17 protein-coding genes are annotated in these 17562 nt (G+C 60.6%); 15 read left to right on the top strand and 2 right to left on the bottom strand.

The window, feature by feature from the left end; translation table 11 throughout:
* The first annotated feature begins 137 nt into the window (after positions 1 to 137).
* The 7 genes from DOCECA_RS23695 (at position 138) to DOCECA_RS23725 (ending at position 5750) form a co-directional block, all read left to right on the top strand.
* A complete protein-coding gene (locus DOCECA_RS23695) occupies positions 138 to 776 on the top strand; it encodes a peroxiredoxin (RefSeq protein ID WP_434649728.1) in 639 nt (212 codons plus the stop codon).
* Between the two features lie 316 nt (positions 777 to 1092).
* Positions 1093 to 1686, top strand: a complete 594-nt coding sequence (gene ssuE, locus DOCECA_RS23700) for an NADPH-dependent FMN reductase (RefSeq protein WP_434561727.1) — start codon at positions 1093 to 1095, stop codon at positions 1684 to 1686.
* Positions 1687 to 1777: 91 nt separating this feature from the next.
* The gene (locus DOCECA_RS23705) at positions 1778 to 2743 is read left to right on the top strand and encodes a sulfonate ABC transporter substrate-binding protein (RefSeq protein WP_445571174.1); all 966 of its coding nucleotides are present in this window, start codon (positions 1778 to 1780) and stop codon (positions 2741 to 2743) included.
* Between the two features lie 24 nt (positions 2744 to 2767).
* A complete protein-coding gene (gene ssuD / locus DOCECA_RS23710; protein WP_420765085.1) occupies positions 2768 to 3916 on the top strand; it encodes an FMNH2-dependent alkanesulfonate monooxygenase in 1149 nt (382 codons plus the stop codon).
* A gap of 7 nt (positions 3917 to 3923) precedes the next feature.
* Positions 3924 to 4706, top strand: a complete 783-nt coding sequence (gene ssuC / locus DOCECA_RS23715; RefSeq protein WP_445571175.1) for an aliphatic sulfonate ABC transporter permease SsuC — start codon at positions 3924 to 3926, stop codon at positions 4704 to 4706.
* On the top strand, positions 4703 to 5509 hold the full coding sequence (gene ssuB, locus DOCECA_RS23720; RefSeq protein WP_434675529.1) for an aliphatic sulfonates ABC transporter ATP-binding protein: 807 nt from the start codon (positions 4703 to 4705) through the stop codon (positions 5507 to 5509). The genes ssuC and ssuB overlap by 4 nt, the downstream gene beginning before the upstream one ends.
* 25 nt (positions 5510 to 5534) lie before the next feature.
* Positions 5535 to 5750, top strand: coding sequence for a TOBE domain-containing protein (locus DOCECA_RS23725; protein ID WP_003177394.1), 216 nt, complete (start codon positions 5535 to 5537; stop codon positions 5748 to 5750).
* A 75-nt stretch (positions 5751 to 5825) separates the two neighbouring features.
* Here DOCECA_RS23725 and DOCECA_RS23730 read toward each other — a convergent pair whose 3' ends face one another.
* Positions 5826 to 6458, bottom strand: a complete 633-nt coding sequence (locus DOCECA_RS23730) for a TetR/AcrR family transcriptional regulator (protein ID WP_434561735.1) — start codon at positions 6456 to 6458, stop codon at positions 5826 to 5828.
* 239 nt (positions 6459 to 6697) lie between these two features.
* Entirely contained in the window at positions 6698 to 8074 is a 1377-nt protein-coding gene (locus DOCECA_RS23735; protein WP_420765081.1) for a glutamine synthetase family protein, read from the bottom strand.
* A 278-nt stretch (positions 8075 to 8352) separates the two neighbouring features.
* Between DOCECA_RS23735 and DOCECA_RS23740 the strand changes: the two genes are divergently transcribed.
* The 8 genes from DOCECA_RS23740 (at position 8353) to DOCECA_RS23775 (ending at position 17541) form a co-directional block, all read left to right on the top strand.
* Positions 8353 to 9129, top strand: a complete 777-nt coding sequence (locus DOCECA_RS23740; RefSeq protein WP_434608980.1) for a gamma-glutamyl-gamma-aminobutyrate hydrolase family protein — start codon at positions 8353 to 8355, stop codon at positions 9127 to 9129.
* 40 nt (positions 9130 to 9169) lie between these two features.
* Complete coding sequence (locus tag DOCECA_RS23745) at positions 9170 to 10528, top strand: glutamine synthetase family protein (RefSeq protein WP_030138097.1); 1359 nt, start codon at positions 9170 to 9172, stop codon at positions 10526 to 10528.
* 55 nt (positions 10529 to 10583) lie between these two features.
* Positions 10584 to 11948 carry an aspartate aminotransferase family protein gene (locus DOCECA_RS23750; protein WP_434649730.1) on the top strand — a complete coding sequence of 455 codons (1365 nt, stop codon included), beginning with the start codon at positions 10584 to 10586 and terminating at the stop codon, positions 11946 to 11948.
* A gap of 198 nt (positions 11949 to 12146) precedes the next feature.
* Entirely contained in the window at positions 12147 to 13244 is a 1098-nt protein-coding gene (locus DOCECA_RS23755; protein WP_420765174.1) for a polyamine ABC transporter substrate-binding protein, read from the top strand.
* A 184-nt stretch (positions 13245 to 13428) separates the two neighbouring features.
* Positions 13429 to 14526, top strand: a complete 1098-nt coding sequence (locus DOCECA_RS23760) for a polyamine ABC transporter substrate-binding protein (RefSeq protein WP_434561741.1) — start codon at positions 13429 to 13431, stop codon at positions 14524 to 14526.
* Between the two features lie 71 nt (positions 14527 to 14597).
* On the top strand, positions 14598 to 15740 hold the full coding sequence (locus tag DOCECA_RS23765) for an ABC transporter ATP-binding protein (protein WP_420765077.1): 1143 nt from the start codon (positions 14598 to 14600) through the stop codon (positions 15738 to 15740).
* Complete coding sequence (locus tag DOCECA_RS23770) at positions 15737 to 16654, top strand: ABC transporter permease subunit (RefSeq protein ID WP_420765076.1); 918 nt, start codon at positions 15737 to 15739, stop codon at positions 16652 to 16654. The genes DOCECA_RS23765 and DOCECA_RS23770 overlap by 4 nt, the downstream gene beginning before the upstream one ends.
* On the top strand, positions 16654 to 17541 hold the full coding sequence (locus tag DOCECA_RS23775) for an ABC transporter permease subunit (RefSeq protein WP_420765075.1): 888 nt from the start codon (positions 16654 to 16656) through the stop codon (positions 17539 to 17541). Before DOCECA_RS23770 ends, DOCECA_RS23775 begins: the two co-directional genes overlap by 1 nt.
* The last annotated feature ends 21 nt before the right edge of the window (positions 17542 to 17562 follow it).

The following is a 17562-nucleotide window of genomic DNA, read 5'->3' on the forward strand; positions in this document are numbered from 1 at the left end:
TTGGGCCGCTATGCGCTGCGGCACCAGTGAACAGTTTTTTATATTTCTTAATGATCTAGATAAATGGGTATTCATTCTTTTTAAAGCAACGAAAAGCGGTGCACAGTTGGGCTCCAAAAACATTCAGGAGCCGCATCATGAGCCTCAGACTCGGCGACATCGCCCCCGATTTCGAACAGGATTCCAGCGCCGGCAAGATTCGCTTCCACGAATGGCTCGGCGACAGCTGGGGCGTGTTGTTCTCCCATCCGGCGGACTTCACCCCGGTGTGCACCACCGAGTTGGGTCTCACTGCCAAGCTCAAGGACGAGTTCGCCAAACGCGGCGTCAAGGCCATCGCCCTGTCGGTGGACCCGGTGGACTCGCACCACAAGTGGATCGACGACATCAACGAAACCCAGAACGCCGTGGTCAATTTCCCGATCCTGGCCGATGCCGACCGCAAGGTGTCCGACCTGTACGACCTGATCCATCCCAACGCCAGCGATACCTTGACCGTGCGCTCATTGTTCGTGATCGACCCGAACAAAAAAGTTCGTCTGACCATCACCTACCCGGCCAGCACCGGACGCAACTTCAATGAGATCCTCCGGGTCATCGACTCCCTGCAACTGACCGACAACTACAAAGTCGCCACGCCCGCCAACTGGCAGGACGGTGACGAAGTGGTGATCGTGCCGTCGCTCAAGGATGAAGAAGAACTCAAGCAGCGCTTCCCCAAGGGCTACCGTGCCGTGAAGCCGTACTTGCGCCTGACACCGCAGCCTAACCGTTGACGCAACACCTGAACTGATCTGTGGGAGCGAGCTTGCTCGCGATGGCGGTATATCAGCCGACATGGATGCCGCCAGATCCGACGCTATCGCGAGCAAGCTCGCTCCCACAGGATAGATGAGAACACTGTGCACCAAGGGTTTTGGCCGTTTCGACGGCCTTTTTTATTGCGCCGAGAAAAAATGGATATATATCTCCTAAAAGAATAACCAAATGAATAAATATGATTTAAAGATATATGCTGGCGCTGTTATGGTTTGGTCCATACAGCGAGATCGCCCACCGCGAATCGCGCACGACTCTTAAGGAATGGTTGGCATGTTGGTTGTCTCGCTCGGCGGCAGTCCCAGCCAGCGCTCACGTTCAGGTGTGCTGTTGGAGCGCTCGCAACGTTGGTTGCAACATCAAGGTGTGGAAGTGGTGAGTTATCAGGTACGGGACTTCCCGGCCGAGGATCTGCTCCATGCCCGCTTCGACAGTCCCAAGGTGGTAGACCTGCTGGCACAGATCGAAAACGCCGATGGCCTGTTGATCGCCACGCCGGTATACAAGGCGTCTTTTTCCGGTGCGTTGAAGACCGTCCTTGATCTGCTGCCGGAACGGGCCCTGGCCCATAAGGTGGTGTTGCCCATGGCGACAGGTGGCAGCATCGCCCACATGCTGGCGGTGGATTATGCCCTCAAGCCGGTGCTGTCGGCGCTCAAGGCCCAGGAGATGCTCCATGGGATCTTCGCTGAAGACAACCAGATAGCCTACGGCGAAGGCAGCGCTCAAGCGCGGTTGACGCCTGCCTTGCAACAGCGCCTGGATGAAGCGCTGGAGCAGTTCTACAGCGCCATGGCCCGTCGGCCCAAACCGTTGGACCCCAGCGTACTGAACGAACGTCTGTTGAGTGCTCGCTGGAGCATTTGACGCGCTACATCCCTGATTCAACTCCACCTTACTCAGCCGCCAACGGCCCAGCAGGTGCAGCCAAAACCCCATAGCAAAAAGGAGAGGCGCCATGCGCACTGTCATTTTGCGTCGCGGGCTGGTCGCTCTGTTTGCTGCGGCTGTGTCCTTCGGCGTCATCACCTACGCTCAAGCCGAAACCTTGCGGATCGGTTATCAAAAGTACGGCACCCTGGTGCTGCTCAAGGCCAAGGGCACCCTGGAAAAACGCCTCGCCGCCCAAGGCGTGGACGTTCAATGGACCGAGTTTCCTGGCGGCCCGCAACTGCTTGAAGGCTTGAACGTCGGCTCCATCGATTTTGGCGTGACCGGCGAAACCCCGCCGGTGTTTGCCCAGGCAGCCGGCGCGGACCTGCTCTATGTGGCCTATGAACCGCCGGCGCCCAACAGTGAAGCGATCCTGGTGCCCAAGGGCTCGCCGATCCAATCGGTGCAGGATCTCAAGGGCAAGAAAATCGCGCTGAACAAAGGCTCCAACGTCCATTACCTGCTGGTACGGGCGCTGGAAGATGCGGGCCTGCAATACACCGACGTCCAGACGGTTTTCCTGCCACCGGCCGATGCCCGCGCGGCGTTCGAACGAGGCAGCGTGGACGCCTGGGTGATCTGGGATCCGTACCAGGCCGCCGCTGAGCAGCAATTGCAGGCGCGCACCCTGCGTGACGGCAAAGGCATCGTCGACAACCACCAGTTCTACCTCGCCACCAAACCCTATGCGCAGAAAAATCCCCAGGTGATTACGGCTCTGGTGGAAGAGGTGCGGGCGGTAGGGGAGTGGTCCAGGGCCAATCCTGAAGACGTGACGCGGCAGGTCTCGCCGCTGCTCGGCTTGCCTGCCGATATCACGCTTACCTCGGTCAAGCGCCAAGGCTACGGGGCGTTGTTCCTCACGCCGGAAGTCGTCGCGGCGCAGCAGAAAATCGCCGACAGCTTCTACCAGCTCAAATTGATTCCCAAGCCCTTGAGCATCAAGGACGTGATCTGGACGCCGCCGGCGGCCGTTGCGAACGCGCAGTAATTCGATCCCTTAGGAGACCACTCCATGAGCCTTAATATTTTCTGGTTCCTGCCCACCCACGGCGACGGCCATTACCTTGGCACCGCTGAAGGCGCCCGCGCCGTCGATCATGGTTACTTGCAACAAATTGCCCAGGCGGCCGATCGACTGGGTTTCGGCGGCGTGCTGATTCCTACCGGGCGTTCCTGCGAAGACTCCTGGCTGGTGGCCGCTTCCCTGATTCCGGTGACCCAGCGCTTGAAATTCCTGGTAGCCCTGCGGCCCGGGATCATTTCCCCGACGGTGGCGGCGCGTCAGGCCGCGACGTTGGATCGACTCTCGGGAGGACGCGCGCTGTTCAACCTGGTCACTGGCGGCGACCCGGACGAACTGGCCGGCGACGGGCTGTTCCTCGATCACGAACAGCGCTACCAGGCCTCGGTGGAATTCACCCGGATCTGGCGCCGGGTGCTGGAAGGCGAGACAGTGGATTACGACGGCGAACACATCAGCGTGAAGGGCGCCAAGCTGCTCTATCCGCCGATCCAGCAACCGCGCCCGCCGCTGTACTTCGGTGGCTCGTCGGAAGCTGCCCAGGACCTGGCCGCCGAGCAGGTGGAAATGGTGCTGACCTGGGGCGAACCGCCCGCAGCCGTCGCCGAAAAAATCCAACAGGTGCGGGCCAAGGCCGCAAAGCAAGGACGCACTGTGCGCTTCGGCATTCGCCTGCATGTGATCGTACGGGAAACCAACGCCGAGGCCTGGCAAGCGGCCGACCGCTTGATCTCCCATTTGGACGACGAAACCATCGCTCGCGCCCAGGCCTCCCTCGCGCGCTTCGACTCGGTGGGTCAGCAGCGGATGGCCGCGCTGCACGGCGGTCGCCGCGACAAACTGGAGGTGAGCCCCAATCTGTGGGCCGGTGTCGGCCTGGTTCGCGGCGGTGCCGGGACGGCGCTGGTGGGCGATGGCCCGACCGTGGCCGCGCGGGTGAAGGAGTACGCCGACTTGGGCATCGACACGTTCATCTTCTCGGGTTATCCACACCTGGAAGAGTCGTATCGGGTGGCGGAGCTGCTGTTTCCGCACCTGGACGTGGAGCGCCCGCAATTGCCAAAAAGCCAGGGCTACGTGAGCCCGTTCGGTGAGATGGTCGCCAACGACATTCTGCCCAAAGCCGCGTCCCAGAGTTGAGGCGGCCATGAAGAAAGTTATCCACAACCTGGCGCCGTGGGCGGTGCCGCTGCTGTTATTGGCGGTGTGGCAATTGTCGGTATCGGCCGGCTGGCTCTCCACGCGGATCCTGCCGGCGCCAGTGGCAGTGATCGAGGCTGGCGTGAGCCTGGTGCGCAGCGGCGAGGTCTGGACTCACCTGGCCATCAGCGGTTGGCGCGCGGCGGTCGGCTTCCTGATCGGCGGCGGCATCGGCCTCGCGCTGGGCTTTATCACCGGCCTGTCGAAGTGGGGCGAGCGGCTGCTGGACAGCTCTGTGCAGATGGTGCGGAACGTGCCGCACCTGGCATTGATTCCGCTGGTGATCCTGTGGTTCGGCATCGACGAGTCGGCGAAGATTTTCCTGGTGGCGCTGGGCACGCTGTTTCCCATCTACCTCAACACTTACCACGGGATCCGTAACGTCGACCCGGCGCTGGTGGAAATGTCCCGCAGCTACGGCTTGTCCGGTTTCAGCCTGTTTCGCCAGGTGATCCTGCCGGGTGCCTTGCCTTCGATCCTCGTGGGTGTGCGTTTTGCCCTGGGCTTCATGTGGTTGACGCTGATCGTGGCGGAAACCATCTCGGCCAGTTCCGGCATCGGTTACCTGGCGATGAATGCCCGGGAATTCTTGCAAACCGATGTGGTGGTGCTGGCGATTCTTCTGTACGCCGTGCTTGGCAAGCTGGCTGACCTCGCCGCCCGTGGCCTTGAACGGGTCTGGCTGCGTTGGCATCCGGCCTACCAAGTGAACAAGGGAGGTGTCGCATGACCGCCCAACAACCACCGCGCCTGCTGCGAGGCATTCCGCTGGCGGTGCGCAATCTTCAGAAGACGTTTGGCTCGCGACAGGTATTGCGTGACATCGACCTGCATATCCCGGCTGGGCAGTTCGTCGCGGTAGTGGGGCGCAGTGGCTGTGGTAAAAGCACCTTGCTGCGTTTGTTGGCCGGGTTGGATCAGCCCTCGGGCGGCCAGTTGCTGGCCGGCTCGGCAGCGCTGAGCGCCGCGCGAGAAGACACTCGGCTGATGTTCCAGGAAGCGCGTCTGCTGCCTTGGAAGAAGATCATCGACAACGTCGGCCTTGGCCTGAAGGGCAACTGGCGGCCACAAGCCTTGCAGGCGCTCGATGCCGTAGGCCTGGCGGATCGTGCCCATGAATGGCCGGCGGCGTTGTCCGGCGGCCAGAAGCAACGGGTGGCGTTGGCTCGCGCGCTGATCCATCAACCGCGCCTGCTGTTGCTGGACGAGCCCTTGGGCGCGCTCGATGCCTTGACCCGGATAGAAATGCAGCAACTGATCGAGCGTCTGTGGCAGCAACACGGCTTTACCGTGCTGCTGGTGACCCATGACGTCAGCGAAGCAGTGGCGATTGCCGATCGGGTCATCCTGATCGAGGACGGCCAGATCGGTCTCGACCTGGCCATCGACCTGCCACGCCCCCGTGCTCGCGGCTCGCATCGCCTGGCGAGCTTGGAAACCGAAGTTCTCAGCCGTGTGCTGTCCTTGCCCGGCCAACCGCCGGAACCCGAACCCGTTTCACCCTTGCCCACGCAGTTGCGTTGGGCGCAATAACTTCATCCAGACAGGAATCGGCACCATGACCATCAAAGCCATCAACGTACGCAACCAGTTCAAAGGCACCATCAAGGAAATCGTCGAGGGCGACGTGCTGTCGGAAATCGACGTGCAGACCGCTTCGGGCATCGTCACGTCGGTCATCACCACGCGTTCGGTCAAGGAGTTGGAGTTGGCGATCGGCAGCGAAGTGATTGCCTTCGTCAAATCCACCGAGGTGTCGATCGCCAAGTTGTGATCCGTGTTTTACCCCGGGCCCCGGACGGCGTGAGCCCTTCGGGGCTTATCGTTCCCACGCGGAGCGTGGGCACGATCAATCAGGGCGCTTGGGCAGATACGGTGGCAGATACAGCCCCAGGTACGCGTCAAACACACGCATCCCTTCTTCAGCCATTCGCGGAGTGATCTGGCCGTGTTGCTGGACCGAGCGGGCGTAGACGCGGTCGCCCAGTTCCATGGCCAGGGCGAATACGTCGACGTCGGAGGGGAGCGTCGGCAGCTCGAAATGCCGGGCGAACACGGTGTGCATCAACGCGCCCAGTTCCAGGTCGTGCTGGCGGTCAGCCTGGGTGACTTCGGTGAGGCCATGCTGGGCCAGGATCAGTTGCCGAGCGGCGGCGTCCTCGCTGTAGATCACTAGCATCCGTTGTTCCACCAGCCGCGACAGGTCGTGCCAATGGTTCAGCGCGCCATGGTCGATCGGTGCTTGCAGGCAGGCGCGAAAGGCGGCGTGAACGTCGGCGGTCAGGGCTTCGAGCAGTGCCGGGACGCTGGCAAAGAAGTGGTAGACGGAGGAGGGCGGGATCCCCGCGCGTTCGGCGACGCTGTAGATCGACAGGCTGGCCACGCCTTCGGCGGCAAGCAGCGTACGGGCGGCATCGAGGATCGAGTCGATCCGGGCCTGGCTGCGGGCGCGAGGTTTGCGAGGGGTGGCGATGCGCGTCATGAATGTCTCCTGCGGGGCTGCCGGGCATTGTACGAGTCGGGTCTTGTGTTGTCTGCCGGGCCGTCATCGCGAGCAAGCTCGCCCCCACATTGAGTGTGCGGTGCCCCTTGAATCATGTGCGCTGAAAATCCCTGTGGGAGCGAGCTTGCTCGCGATCGGCCGAAGGCGGCCACCCGCCCAGACATAAAAAAACGCCGCAGGCCATAAGGCCTGCGGCGTTTCTTTTTTACCGCAACCGCTTACACGGTATGCAGGTACCAGTTGTATTCAAGGTCGGAGATGGAATGTTCGAACTCTTCCAGCTCACTTTCCTTGCAGGCCACGAAGATATCGATGTATTTCGGGTCGATGTACTTGGCCATGACTTCGCTGTCGTCCAGTTCGCGCAAGGCATCGCGCAGGTTGTTCGGCAGGCTTTGCTCGTTCTGCTCGTAGCTGTTGCCTTCGACCGGCGCGCCGGGCTCGATCTTGTTGACCAGGCCGTGGTGAACGCCCGCCAGCACGGAGGCCATCAGCAGGTACGGGTTGGCGTCGGCGCCGGCAACCCGGTGTTCCAGGCGCACGGCATCGGCTGAGCCGGTCGGCACGCGCAAGGCCACGGTGCGGTTGTCCAGGCCCCAGGACGGCGAGTTCGGCACGTAGAACTGCGCGCCGAAACGACGATAGGAGTTGACGTTCGGGCAGAGGAAAGCCATCTGCGCGGGCAGGGTCTCGAGCACACCGCCGATCGCGTGACGCAGCGCGGCGTTCTGCTCGGGATCCTCGCTGGCAAAGATATTCTTGCCGTCTTTGTCCAGGATCGAGATGTGGACATGCAGGCCGTTGCCCGCCTGGCCCGGATACGGCTTGGCCATGAAGGTGGTGTCCATTTCATGGTCGTAGGCAATGTTCTTGATCAGGCGCTTGAGCAGTACCGCGTAGTCGCAGGCCTTGATCGGGTCGGCCACGTGGTGCAGGTTCACTTCGAACTGCGCCGGGGCGCTTTCCTTGACGATGGCGTCGGCGGGAATGCCTTGCTCCTTGGCCCCTTCGAGGATGTCCTGGAGGCAATCGACGTATTCGTCCAGGTCATCGATCAGGTAGACCTGGGTCGAATGCGGGCGTTTGCCGGAGATCGGTGAGCGGGGTGGTTGCGGACGGCCGTTCACGTTCTCCTGGTCGATCAGGTAGAACTCCAGCTCGAATGCCGCGCAAATGGTCAGGCCCAATTCGTCGAACTTGGTCACGACCTGGCGCAAGACTTCCCGAGGGTCGGCGAAGAACGGGTCGCCTTCGAGTTCGTGCATGGTCATCAGCAGTTGCGCGGTCGGGCGCTTCTGCCAGGGTTCATTGCTCAGGGTGCCGGGGATGGGATAGCAGATGCGGTCCGCATCGCCGATGTCCAGGCCCAGGCCGGTGCTTTCCACCGTCGAGCCGTTGATATCCAGGGCAAATAGAGAGGCCGGCAGGTTGATGCCTTTCTCGTAAACCTTGTGGAGGCTGGTGCGTTCGATGCGCTTGCCGCGCACCACACCATTCATATCCGCAATCAGAAGGTCAACGTACAGAACCTCAGGATGTTCCTTAAGGAACGCGTTCGCTTCGTTAAGCTGAACGGCACGCGGGGGTACCGACATGATGCAACACCTTTGTTGTTAAAAATATCAATCATTGATCTCTTCGAAAGCCAGTCAACCCGAACGGCATGCCGAAGTCAAGCTGGGCCTTTTGTGCCCTAAAAAAGCACCCGAGGGGCATTTTTGAGGCAGTTTGGGGCGTTTTTTTTCCTTTGAGGGCCTTCGCGCCCGCAGGCTTGAGCGTGCCGTGTTGTATTTTTTACGGGGGTGTTGTGTAAAAAAATGAACAAGGCTAAGCTCGATTCAAACCCATAACAGCAATAATACCGGGGTGCTTCATGTCTCGCCTGCCGTTAATCGGCGTCACCACCTGCTCCAGGCAGATCGGTTTGCATGCGTATCACACCACTGGCGACAAATATGCCCGGGCTGTCGCAACAGCCGCCAAGGGTTTGCCAGTGCTGATTCCCTCCCTGGCGGATCTGTTCGCACCGTCCGATATTCTGGACGCCCTGGACGGTATTCTTTTTACCGGCTCTCCTTCCAATGTAGAACCTTTTCACTATCAAGGCCCGGCCAGCGCGCCAGGCACTGCCCATGATCCTGCACGGGATGCCATTACCCTTCCACTGATACGCGCTGCCGTCGATGCGGGCGTTCCGGTGCTGGGCATCTGTCGGGGTTTCCAGGAGATGAACGTAGCCTTTGGCGGTAGCCTGCATCAGAAAGTTCATGAAGTCGGAACCTTCATCGATCATCGTGAAGACGACACCCAGCCGGTGGACATTCAATACGGCCCGGCCCATGCCGTGCATGTCCAGCCAGGCGGGGTCCTCGCGGCCCTGGGCCTGCCGCCGAACATTGAGGTCAACTCGATTCACAGCCAGGGCATCGAGCGCCTGGCACCGGGGCTGCGGGTTGAAGCGCTGGCGCCGGATGGCCTGATCGAAGCCGTCTCGGTTGTACAAGGCAAGGCTTTTGCTTTAGGTGTGCAATGGCACCCGGAATGGGCGGTAGGCTCTAATCCGAACTATCTTGCGATTTTCCAGGCATTTGGCGATGCCTGCCGAGCAAGGGCAACACAACGCGACGCCGATGCGTCAAACAACGCCTGACTACTAATAGCAGCCAGGAAACTCACGCCTAGAGGCATTTATGAGTAACAACCTCGACCAGCTCACCGATTGGTTGAAAGACCACAAGATCACAGAAGTCGAATGCATGATTGGCGACCTGACCGGCATCACCCGGGGCAAGATTTCGCCGACCAACAAGTTCATTGCCGAAAAAGGCATGCGCCTGCCCGAGAGCGTCCTGCTCCAGACCGTAACGGGCGACTATGTCGAAGACGACATCTATTACGAACTGCTCGACCCTGCCGACATCGACATGATGTGCCGCCCGGACGAAAACGCAGTCTTCCTGGTGCCCTGGGCCATCGAGCCCACCGCTCAAGTGATCCATGACTCCTACGACAAGCAGGGCAACCCCATCGAGCTGTCGCCCCGCAACGTATTGAAGAAGGTGCTCAAGCTCTACGCGGACAAGGGCTGGCAGCCGATTGTCGCGCCGGAGATGGAGTTCTACCTGACCAAGCGCAGCGACGACCCGGACTTTCCGCTGCAACCACCGATCGGCCGCTCCGGTCGGCCGGAAACCGGTCGCCAGTCGTTCTCGATCGAAGCGGCCAACGAATTCGACCCGCTGTTCGAAGACGTCTATGACTGGTGCGAATTGCAGGAGCTGGACCTCGACACACTGATCCACGAGGACGGCACCGCGCAGATGGAAATCAATTTCCGTCACGGCGATGCGCTGTCCCTGGCCGACCAGATCCTGGTGTTCAAACGCACCATGCGCGAGGCCGCGCTCAAGCACGACGTGGCCGCCACGTTCATGGCCAAGCCCATGACCGGCGAGCCGGGCAGCGCCATGCACCTGCACCAGAGCATTATCGACAAGGAAACAGGCAAGAACGTCTTCTCCAATGAAGACGGGACCATGAGCGATCTGTTCCTGCACCACATCGGTGGCCTGCAGAAATTCATCCCTGAGCTGTTGCCGCTGTTTGCACCCAACGTCAACTCGTTCCGCCGCTTCCTGCCCGACACCTCGGCGCCGGTGAACGTGGAGTGGGGCGAAGAGAACCGCACCGTGGGCCTGCGGGTGCCGGATGCCGGGCCGCAGAACCGTCGGGTGGAAAACCGCCTGCCGGGCGCCGACGCCAACCCGTACCTGGCGATTGCCGCCAGCCTGCTGTGCGGCTACATCGGCATGGTCGAAGGCATCAACCCGAGCGCGCCGGTGGTGGGTCGAGGGTATGAGCGCCGCAACCTGCGCCTGCCGCTGACCATCGAAGACGCCCTGGAACGCATGGAGAACAGCACCACCATCGAGAAGTACCTGGGCAAGAAATTCATCACGGGCTACGTCGCGGTCAAACGGGCCGAGCATGAAAACTTCAAGCGCGTCATCAGTTCGTGGGAGCGGGAATTCCTGCTCTTTGCCGTCTGATGCGCCGGGCGGGGCTGCCATAGGCCCCGCCCTCATGGAATAAAGGAGAATTCGCATGACCCGCAACAACCCGCAAACTCGCGAATGGCAGGCTCTTAGCAGCGATCATCACCTGGCACCGTTCAGCGACTTCAAGCAACTGAAAGAGAAAGGCCCGCGCATCATCACCCACGCCAAGGGCGTGTACCTCTGGGACAGTGAAGGCAACAAGATTCTCGACGGCATGGCCGGCCTCTGGTGTGTGGCCGTTGGTTACGGTCGCGATGAACTGGCGGACGCCGCCAGCCAACAGATGCGTGAGCTGCCGTACTACAACCTCTTCTTCCAGACCGCTCACCCGCCCGTGCTGGAATTGTCCAAGGCCATCGCCGATATCGCGCCGCAAGGCATGAACCACGTGTTCTTCACCGGCTCTGGCTCCGAAGGCAACGACACCATGTTGCGCATGGTCCGCCACTACTGGGCGATCAAGGGCCAGCCGAGCAAGAAAGTCATCATCAGTCGCAAGAACGGTTATCACGGTTCGACCGTGGCCGGCGCGAGCCTGGGCGGCATGACTTACATGCACGAGCAAGGCGACCTGCCGATCCCGGGCATCGTCCACATCGCCCAACCGTACTGGTTCGGTGAAGGCGGCGACATGAGCCCTGAAGAGTTCGGCATCTGGGCGGCCAATCAGCTGGAAGAAAAAATCCTCGAGATCGGCGTGGATAACGTCGGTGCGTTCATCGCCGAGCCGATCCAGGGCGCCGGTGGCGTGATCGTGCCGCCGGACAGCTACTGGCCGCGCATGAAGGAAATCCTCGCCAAGTACGACATCCTGTTCGTGGCCGACGAGGTCATCTGTGGTTTCGGGCGCACCGGCGAGTGGTTCGGTACCGACCATTACGGGTTGAAACCACACATGATGACCATCGCCAAGGGCCTGACCTCCGGCTACATCCCCATGGGTGGCCTGATCGTGCGCGACGACGTGGTTGCGGTGCTCAACGAAGGCGGCGATTTCAACCACGGGTTCACCTACTCCGGCCATCCGGTGGCTGCGGCAGTGGCCCTGGAAAATATCAGGATCCTGCGCGACGAGAAGATCATCGAGCGTGTCCACGGCGAGACGGCACCCTATTTGCAGCAACGTCTGCGGGAACTGAACGATCATCCGCTGGTGGGTGAAGTGCGCGGCGTCGGTTTGCTGGGGGCGATCGAGCTGGTCCAGGACAAGGCCACGCGCAAGCGTTACGAAGGCAAGGGCGTGGGCATGATCTGCCGGCAGTTCTGCTTCGATAATGGACTGATCATGCGCGCCGTGGGCGACACCATGATCATTGCGCCACCGCTGGTGATCAGCAAGGCCGAGATCGACGAACTGGTGGCCAAGGCGCGGCAATGCCTGGACCTGACGCTCAGTGCGTTGCAGGGCTAAGTGCTAGGCTCTGAGCGAGGTGCCGGCATGGGCCTCGCCCAGCGTGAACAAAAGGCTGGGCTTTTGTTGAAAGCTTGCCCTGTAACTTGCCAGACTACCCCCGCTGTTCAAGTTGCCAGAGAGCCGGCTACGCAACCGTGGCCAAGAAGAATAACTGGAGCACTTTTCATGAAGGCATTAGGCATGAAGACATTAGGTATGAAGTTAGCTGGCAAGACCCTCCTCGCCATGTCCCTGATGGGCGTGATGGCGGGCGCCGTCCAGGCGGACGACAAGGTGCTGCACGTCTATAACTGGTCCGACTACATCGCGCCGGACACGGTCGCCAAGTTCGAGAAGGAAACGGGGATCAAGGTCGTCTACGACGTATTCGACAGTAACGAGACGCTGGAAGCCAAGTTGCTGGCCGGCAAATCCGGCTATGACGTCGTGGTGCCGTCGAACAACTTCCTCGCCAAGCAGATCAAGGCCGGCGTCTACCAGGAGCTGGACAAGTCCAAGCTGCCGAATTGGAAGAACCTGGACCCCGACCTGCTCAAGGCCGTCGGCGATGCCAGCGACCAGGGCAACAAGCACGCGTTTCCGTACATGTGGGGCACCATCGGCATCGGGTACAACCCCGAGAAGGTCAAGGCCGCGTTGGGCGTCGACAAGATCGACTCCTGGGACGTGCTGCTCAAGCCCGAGAACATTGCCAAGCTCAAGAGCTGCGGCGTGAGCTTCCTCGATTCGCCAACCGAAATGATTCCCGTGGCTCTGCATTACCTCGGCTACCCGACCGACAGCCAGGACAAGAAGCAACTGGCCGAAGCCGAAGCACTGTTCCTCAAGCTGCGCCCATCGATCGGTTACTTCCACTCTTCCAAGTACATTTCGGACCTGGCCAACGGCAACATCTGCGTGGCCGTGGGTTACTCGGGTGATATCGAGCAATCCAAGAGCCGTGCGGCTGAAGCTGGCGGCAAGGTGAAAGTGGCCTACACCATTCCGAAGGAAGGTGCCGGTTCGTTCTACGACATGGTCGCCATTCCAAAAGATGCCGAAAACGTCGAAGCCGCCTACAAGTGGATGAACTTCATCATGCAGCCGGAAATCATGGCTGAGATCACCGACAACGTGCGTTTCCCTAACGGCAACAAGGCCGCCACCGCGCTGGTGGACAAGGAAATCTCCGGTGACCCGAGCATCTACCCATCGGACGAAGTGAAGGCCAAGCTGTACGCCATCGCCGACCTGCCGTCGGCGACCCAGCGGATCCTGACCCGCAGCTGGACCAAGATCAAATCCGGCAAATAAGCCGGCTTGAAGCACGCTCCGGTTGTCGCCATCCCCGGGAGGGCGGCAACAGGAGCAATTAAATAACTAAAAGTTTTGCTGGATCGGTTTATCGAGGGTAAGTTGCGCGCCGGTTTTGTTGCAGGGCATATCGTTGCCCGGTAACGGGGGCAACTTGGGCCCAACTATTTAAGAGGACCTCCACGTGCCTGTCTTTTCTTTGTTGCGCAACGCCTTGCTGGTCGGTGCTGGCCTGACACTCGCTGTCAGTGCCCAAGCGGCTTCCACCGTGCATATTTATAACTGGTCGGACTACATCGGCGAATCCACCCTGGCGGACTTCGAGAAAGCCACCGGGATCAAGCCGGTCTACGATGTGTTCGATTCCAACGAAACCCTGGAAGGCAAGTTGCTGGCCGGTCGCACCGGTTACGACGTGGTCGTGCCATCCAACCATTTCCTGGGCAAGCAGATCAAGGCCGGGGCGTTCCAGAAGCTCGACAAATCGCAGCTGCCGAACTACGCCAACCTCGATCCTTCGCTGCTCAAGCGTCTGGAAAAAAACGACTCGGGCAATCAATACGCCGTGCCTTACCTGTGGGGCACCAACGGCATCGGCTATAACGTCGAGAAGATCAAGGCGGTACTGGGTGTCGAAAAAATCGACTCGTGGGCCATGCTGTTTGAACCGGAAAACATCAAGAAGCTGTCCAGCTGCGGCGTTTCGTTCCTCGACTCGGGCGACGAGATGATCCCGGCGATGCTCAACTACCTGGGCCTGGACCCCAACAGCCAGAACCCCGAAGACTACAAGAAGGCCGAGGCCCAGCTCCTCAAGATCCGGCCTTACGTGACCTACTTCAACTCCTCCAAGTACATCTCGGACCTGGCCAACGGCAACATCTGCGTGGCTGCCGGGTTCTCCGGCGATATTTTCCAGGCCCGTGAACGTGCCAGCGAGGCCGGCAAGGGCGTCGAAATCGCCTACGTGATTCCCAAGGAAGGTGGCAACCTCTGGTTCGACATGCTGGCAATCCCACGCGACGCCGCCAACGTCAAGGAGGCCCACGCGTTCATCAACTATCTGCTCAAGCCTGAGGTCATCGCCCAGGTGAGCGACTACGTCGGTTATGCCAACCCGAACCCCAAGGCTGGCGAACTGATGGACCAGGAAGTGCGCACCGACGAAGCGGTTTATCCCCCGCAGGAGGTTGTCGACAAGCTCTACGTCAACTCCGAGTTGCCGCCCAAGATCCAACGACTCATGACCCGCAGCTGGACCAAGGTCAAGTCGGGTAAATAGCGTCAAGCGCTCTAACTTTTCCAAGGTTCGCCCGTCTTGGGCGAGCTGCAAATTTTGTGGGAGTTTCGTAAATGGCAGTTGCCTCCGGCGCCTATAAGAAAGCCCTCGAGGGCGACCAGACACCCAAGCAGGTGCTGGTCAAGATCGACCGGGTCACGAAGAAGTTCGACGAGACGATTGCCGTGGACGACGTGTCCCTGGAAATCAAGAAAGGCGAGATCTTTGCCTTGCTCGGCGGTTCGGGATCGGGCAAATCCACTTTGCTGCGCATGCTGGCAGGCTTCGAGCGGCCCACGGAGGGGCGGATTTTCCTCGATGGCGTGGACATCACCGACCTGCCGCCCTACGAGCGGCCGATCAACATGATGTTCCAGTCCTACGCCTTGTTCCCCCACATGACCGTGGCACAGAACATCGCCTTCGGCCTGCAACAGGACAAGATCCCGAAAGCCGAGATCGACGCCCGCGTGGCTGAAATGCTCAAGCTGGTGCAGATGAGCCAGTACGCCAAGCGCAAGCCGCACCAACTCTCTGGTGGCCAGCGCCAGCGCGTGGCCCTGGCCCGATCCCTGGCCAAGCGGCCCAAACTCTTGCTGCTCGACGAGCCAATGGGCGCTCTGGACAAGAAGCTGCGCTCGCAGATGCAACTTGAGCTGGTGGAGATCATCGAGCGGGTCGGCGTGACCTGCGTGATGGTGACTCACGACCAGGAAGAGGCCATGACGATGGCCGAGCGCATTGCGATCATGCACCTGGGATGGATCGCCCAGATCGGCAGCCCGATCGATATCTACGAGACCCCGACCAGCCGCCTGGTCTGTGAATTCATCGGCAACGTCAACATCTTCGAGACCGAAGTGGTGGACGACGCCGAGGGCCACGCGGTGCTGACGTGCAAGGACCTGGACCGCAACATTTACGTCGGCCACGGCATCAGCACCTCGGTGCAGGACAAGTCCGTCACCTACGCCATCCGCCCGGAAAAACTCTTGGTCACGCCCGAGCAGCCAACCTGCGAGCACAACTGGTCCAGTGGCAAGGTCCATGACATCGCCTACCTGGGCGGCCACTCGGTGTTCTACGTCGAGCTGCCGAGTGGCAAGCTGGTGCAGTCGTTCGTCGCCAACGCCGAACGCCGAGGCCAGCGTCCGACCTGGGGCGACCAGGTATTCGTCTGGTGGGAAGACGACAGCGGCGTGGTGCTTCGCTCATGAACATGCGCAAGTTCAAACGCCGACTCGCCCGAATAACGCCCGGTGGCCGTCAGATGGTCATCGGGGTGCCCTTCATCTGGCTGTTCCTGTTCTTCATGCTGCCGTTCTTCATCGTCCTGAAGATCAGTTTCGCCGAAGCCGACGTGGCGATCCCGCCTTACACCGAAATCTACAGCTACATCGACCAGAAGCTGCAGGTGCTGCTCAACCTTGGCAACTATGTGATGCTCAGCGAGGATGAGCTGTACATCTCCGCCTATCTCGGCTCGCTGAAGATGGCGCTGATCAGCACCACGTTGTGCCTGCTGATCGGCTACCCCATGGCCTATGGCATCGCCAACGCCCGCAAAGAGATGCAGACGGTGCTGGTGCTGCTGATCATGATGCCGACCTGGACCGCGATCCTGATTCGCGTCTACGCGTGGATGGGTATCCTCAGCAACAACGGCTTGCTTAACGGCTTTCTGATGAGCATGGGTTGGATCAGCGAACCCCTGCAAATTCTCAACACCAACCTGGCGGTCTATATCGGCGTGGTCTATTCCTACCTGCCGTTCATGATCCTGCCGCTCTACGCCAACCTGGTGAAGCATGATGCCAGCCTGCTGGAAGCCGCGTCGGACCTGGGTTCGAGCACCTTCAACAGCTTCTGGAAGATCACCGTGCCGCTGTCCAAGAACGGCATCATCGCCGGCTGCATGCTGGTGTTCATCCCGGTGGTGGGCGAGTTCGTGATTCCGGAACTGCTGGGCGGCCCGGAAACGCTGATGATCGGCAAAGTGCTGTGGCAGGAATTCTTCAATAATCGAGACTGGCCGGTGGCATCCGCTTTGGCGGTGGTGATGCTGGCGATCCTGATCGTGCCCATCATCCTGTTCAACCGCAGTCAGGCCAAAGAAATGGAGGGCAAGTAATGAAGCGCTTCAGTTTTTCAAGCCTGATGCTGGTGCTGGGTCTGTTGTTCATCTACGCGCCGATGCTGATTCTGGTGATCTACTCGTTCAACGCCTCCAAACTGGTGACGGTGTGGGGCGGTTGGTCAGTCAAGTGGTACGTCGGCCTGCTGGACAACAGCCAGCTGATGGGCTCGGTGATGCGCTCGTTGGAAATCGCCTGCTACACGGCGATTGCCGCGGTGGCCCTGGGCACGCTGGCGGCCTTCGTGCTGACCCGCATCACCCACTTCAAGGGTCGGACGCTGTTCGGCGGCCTGGTCACCGCGCCATTGGTGATGCCGGAAGTGATCACCGGCCTGTCGCTGTTGCTGTTGTTCGTGGCCATGGCGCAAATGATCGGCTGGCCTCAGGAACGTGGCATCGTCACGATCTGGATCGCCCACACGACGTTCTGCGCGGCCTACGTGGCGGTGGTGGTCTCGGCGCGCTTGCGTGAGCTGGACCTGTCCATCGAAGAGGCGGCCATGGACCTCGGCGCGCGGCCGTGGAAGGTGTTCTTCCTGATCACCATTCCAATGATCGCGCCGTCGCTGGCGGCGGGCGGCATGATGTCGTTCGCGCTGTCCCTCGACGACCTGGTGCTGGCAAGCTTCGTCTCCGGCCCTGGCTCGACCACCTTGCCGATGGAAGTCTTCTCGGCGGTGCGCCTGGGGGTGAAACCGGAAATCAACGCCGTGGCGAGCCTGATCCTGCTGGCGGTGTCCCTGGTGACCTTCCTGGTCTGGTACTTCAGCCGCCGTGCCGAAGAAAACCGCAAGCGGGCGATCCAGCAAGCGATCGAGGAAAGCGCCGCCGATTCCTGGAAGCAACCGGAAGTACGCCGGGCGGAAACCGCTTCGGCCTAACCGACTCTGGGACCAAAATGT

The organism is Pseudomonas sp. E102 (assembly GCF_052660185.1).

Coding starts and splice junctions, on each gene's coding strand:
- DOCECA_RS23735 (WP_420765081.1), bottom strand. CDS start 8,074: ATGTCGGTACCCCCGCGTGCCGTTCAGCTTAACGAAGCGAACGCGTTC.
- DOCECA_RS23725 (WP_003177394.1), top strand. CDS start 5,535: ATGACCATCAAAGCCATCAACGTACGCAACCAGTTCAAAGGCACCATC.
- DOCECA_RS23765 (WP_420765077.1), top strand. CDS start 14,598: ATGGCAGTTGCCTCCGGCGCCTATAAGAAAGCCCTCGAGGGCGACCAG.
- DOCECA_RS23695 (WP_434649728.1), top strand. CDS start 138: ATGAGCCTCAGACTCGGCGACATCGCCCCCGATTTCGAACAGGATTCC.
- DOCECA_RS23770 (WP_420765076.1), top strand. CDS start 15,737: ATGAACATGCGCAAGTTCAAACGCCGACTCGCCCGAATAACGCCCGGT.
- ssuE (WP_434561727.1), top strand. CDS start 1,093: ATGTTGGTTGTCTCGCTCGGCGGCAGTCCCAGCCAGCGCTCACGTTCA.
- ssuD (WP_420765085.1), top strand. CDS start 2,768: ATGAGCCTTAATATTTTCTGGTTCCTGCCCACCCACGGCGACGGCCAT.
- DOCECA_RS23750 (WP_434649730.1), top strand. CDS start 10,584: ATGACCCGCAACAACCCGCAAACTCGCGAATGGCAGGCTCTTAGCAGC.
- ssuB (WP_434675529.1), top strand. CDS start 4,703: ATGACCGCCCAACAACCACCGCGCCTGCTGCGAGGCATTCCGCTGGCG.
- DOCECA_RS23730 (WP_434561735.1), bottom strand. CDS start 6,458: ATGACGCGCATCGCCACCCCTCGCAAACCTCGCGCCCGCAGCCAGGCC.
- DOCECA_RS23705 (WP_445571174.1), top strand. CDS start 1,778: ATGCGCACTGTCATTTTGCGTCGCGGGCTGGTCGCTCTGTTTGCTGCG.
- DOCECA_RS23755 (WP_420765174.1), top strand. CDS start 12,147: ATGAAGTTAGCTGGCAAGACCCTCCTCGCCATGTCCCTGATGGGCGTG.
- ssuC (WP_445571175.1), top strand. CDS start 3,924: ATGAAGAAAGTTATCCACAACCTGGCGCCGTGGGCGGTGCCGCTGCTG.
- DOCECA_RS23745 (WP_030138097.1), top strand. CDS start 9,170: ATGAGTAACAACCTCGACCAGCTCACCGATTGGTTGAAAGACCACAAG.
- DOCECA_RS23740 (WP_434608980.1), top strand. CDS start 8,353: ATGTCTCGCCTGCCGTTAATCGGCGTCACCACCTGCTCCAGGCAGATC.
- DOCECA_RS23775 (WP_420765075.1), top strand. CDS start 16,654: ATGAAGCGCTTCAGTTTTTCAAGCCTGATGCTGGTGCTGGGTCTGTTG.